General features: G+C 37.5%; 5 protein-coding genes. All 5 read right to left on the bottom strand.

Annotated elements, in window-relative coordinates; translation table 11 throughout:
- Positions 1–367 (bottom strand): hypothetical protein (locus ACLUJM_RS13285; RefSeq protein WP_412413032.1); only part of this gene is annotated, 367 nt, incomplete at its 3' end.
- A gap of 237 nt (positions 368–604) precedes the next feature.
- Positions 605–1,291, bottom strand: coding sequence for a hypothetical protein (locus tag ACLUJM_RS13280; protein WP_412413031.1), 687 nt, complete (start codon positions 1,289–1,291; stop codon positions 605–607).
- Between the two features lie 529 nt (positions 1,292–1,820).
- Positions 1,821–2,279, bottom strand: a complete 459-nt coding sequence (locus ACLUJM_RS13275; RefSeq protein ID WP_412413030.1) for a hypothetical protein — start codon at positions 2,277–2,279, stop codon at positions 1,821–1,823.
- Entirely contained in the window at positions 2,276–2,785 is a 510-nt protein-coding gene (locus tag ACLUJM_RS13270; protein ID WP_412413029.1) for a hypothetical protein, read from the bottom strand. Before ACLUJM_RS13270 ends, ACLUJM_RS13275 begins: the two co-directional genes overlap by 4 nt.
- Positions 2,786–2,873: 88 nt before the next feature.
- Positions 2,874–3,250: glycosyltransferase (locus ACLUJM_RS13265; RefSeq protein WP_412413028.1), on the bottom strand; the 377-nt coding region annotated here is incomplete at its 5' end.

The raw sequence follows: 3,250 nt of genomic DNA, 5'->3' as shown, positions 1-3,250 counted from the left end.
ACTTTGTGCTTTTTCGATCAATCAAAAACAGAGTAGAATTCCTTGCTTGGGTTGCAGTATTTTCAACACACTGCAAATAATCTGGCCGCATATACTGATTTCCAGTAAATATGAAAGCTATTTTTCCAGTTCCAATTACAGAACTTCGGACTTGAAAATCAAAAACAGATGCTGCCAGGCGCTTGAGAATACTTCTCTTATCTATAGAAATCCGTCTCATAGCCAAGCAAAAGATATAGTCCGTCAACAATAAATCTGACTTCATCTTGCTATGCAACTTTACCTTTTTAAAGGAATTGCACATATCTTTGAATTCTTCATAATCGAATCCATTTTGAAAAGAAAAACATTTTTTCATTTCCGCCATCTTACCTCTCCTTCAAAATCTTTTTGCCAGTACGGATTATAAATCCTTTCGACATGAACGCCATCAAAAAATTATGTATATTTATAGCATCAACATAACGAGAGCGCATATAGCTGTCATCTTTTCTCATGATGTCAAATTCGTTATTCAAACATATAGATAAAAACTCTCTACATTGTAAACGGAAACAACTATACCTAACATCTTCCTACAATAATACTAACTTTCATAAATTATCTACTCCATTCTATCTATTTGCACCAGAACGTATTTCAAAAAACCGCCACTGCAAACCTTTTCTTTCATATTCAACACATTATTACGATAGCTCTGGTACAAGTGTTCATGGCTTTTTAGTGCTTCTTCCAATTCATCTAAAGATGATATACCAAATCCAAGAGCATTTTCTTCGATGAGTGAGCATAATGCTGCTTCCTTCCAAATTACAACAGGAATTCCTGCAGCAATATAAAGTGACACTTTATGTGGGTTATTGATTCGCAAATATTTACCATAGCTGCCTGAGCATGTCTCAGTTGAACTTCCATCCCACACAAGACCATATGCACCATATAAATTAGCAATCAATTCATCCGGCTTAAAACTGCCGTGATAAGTCGCATTGTCCATTTGCATTTTATCAACAGCATAATTCGAGCCGTAGAGAGAAAGCGCAAATTTATGTTTATCCTTCTTTATCTGATATAAGTATCCGGCTTTGCTCTCCAACAGATTCCCAGCAACAATTACAGTTGATTTATCTTCAGAAATGGTGGCCGGAGTACCATCATAAAGATAGTCGAATAAATCCAGCGAAATATATTCCACTGAAAGGTTCTCCTTTTGTAACGTCCTAATCATGAACGGATTATGGCAAATCAGGTAGTCAGAACTGCCAAGCAATGACAGTTCCAGTACTTTCATACCATCTACGCCCTTATCCCCCAATGGGATGTCTCTCAAGTAATCAATGTCGTGAATCAAGGTAGCAATTCTAATCTTTGATTTGCACCGCTTCAGAATGCGGAATATGTTTTTCATCAAAAGCCGGTTGAGCGGATATTGCATTAAGACAATGTCTCCATCCACCAGCTTATTCCGAAGGCTATATGTTGCAATAACACCGGAAATGATATCCTGTACTCTTGTTCTTACTTGATTGCTTTCATAAAGAGGGATTAGTTTATAACCACACTCCTGAGAAACATGAAGAACGTCATTCCCTGCCTTGATCCTGCATTATTTTGACCGTTTGCACCACTACTGATAGTATATATTTTCCCATGTCTCAAGCTTCGATTCCTTCTCTGTTGTTAGCCAGCATCGGCAAAAACACCAGCATATAAATAGCAAAGATTCTCAAATTAAAGTAGGTTCCGCGGTCAGACCAAACACAATCATAATAACAACCAACATCCTCGGCAGCCTATGATCAGTTGTTCCATCCATAAACTCATAATGAGAGAGAGCGTAACATCGCCACATAAAGACCACCAATCAGTCCATAGTAAACAATGAAATAACCCAAGTCAAAATCCACAAGAAAGCTGGAAGACAAAGAGTAATCAAACGGACCATAGCCAATCAGATAATTCCACGGCTGCATTTGTTTTATCAAATTGGTAAATATACTGATCTTGCCGCCAAAGGAATTACTCATGCCCTCATTTACTTTAAATAGTCCCAGATCATCCAAAATACCAGAACCTATTTTAGTTAGATTCATGAATAAGACGAAGATCAGAAAGAAGAACAGCATTGTTCCCAGAAAACGCATTGCATATCCTTGATTTGCCTTTCCTTCTGTAAACAAATGATAAATAAGAATCACCACACCTAAAACAAAACCTGTGCGTGATCCTGCCAACACGAACCCAATAATGCAAAGTAGATAAACAACAATATTTCTCATAAAGCCAGCCATATTTTCGGGATACAACCAAGTGACTGCCCAGACGCAAAATAAAACACGCAAATACATTTGGATTCACAAAATTGAACCACAACGAAAACTGATAATACAGTAAATTGTGTGTTGTAAAATTGAATACTATCGCCATAGAAGTTCTTCAGTATTGTATTCATATCAATAACTTTGGTAAACTGCAGTATGGCAACAACTACAGACAATGTTAAGAGCATATTCCAGATAGATATATATTTTCTAATATCTACCTTGGAACGCATTATTATCTGAGCAATCAAAATATATATAATGCCTCTCTCAATCTCTTTTACTGCATAACGACTGCTCCCCAATGCAGAGAATCCGCCAAATATGGAAAGTACCATGTATACAATACCCATTCCAGCAATTACAACGAACAACTTTGTAATTTGATTCATGTATAGGGCTACTTTTCCCTCATGTGCCATCATGTACAGCAGAACAATTGCAAGCACCATAGTAATGGGCATGAGAAATCTGTTAACCAGGAAAAGCACCACAACAATTGATAAATGTATATATAAAATTATTATTGTTTCTTACCATTATCGCCCTCCATTATCCTGTCTTCACTATACATACTTCCATCAACTGCGCCAGTGCCGCAGCATTGTCCTTAACAAAATATCTTGCATTTGCATATTCCTTTGCCACATCCCTTGCATACAAGCAATCGGACAATAATACCGGTGCACCGACTGACATAGCTTCACATATCGGCAAACCAACCGTTTCAAGGTAAGACGGGAATAGCAATATCGACTGTGCATACCAGTCGCTCATCTGCTCCCGATTTTGCTGTCCTACCCACAAGAAATCCATACCACAATCCACTGCTTCTTCCTGTATCCTGCTGATTCTGGAATTTTCGTTTCCTTTTAGCGTAAACACACATCGAAATTGTGTGATACCTTTTTGATATAGCAGCTTTGAAG

It is taken from the genome of Finegoldia sp., from assembly GCF_046991905.1.
Classification (GTDB): domain Bacteria; phylum Bacillota; class Clostridia; order Tissierellales; family Peptoniphilaceae; genus Finegoldia.
The sequence above is the reverse complement of the archived record's forward strand: the minus strand, read 5'-3'. Positions and strand labels throughout refer to the sequence as shown.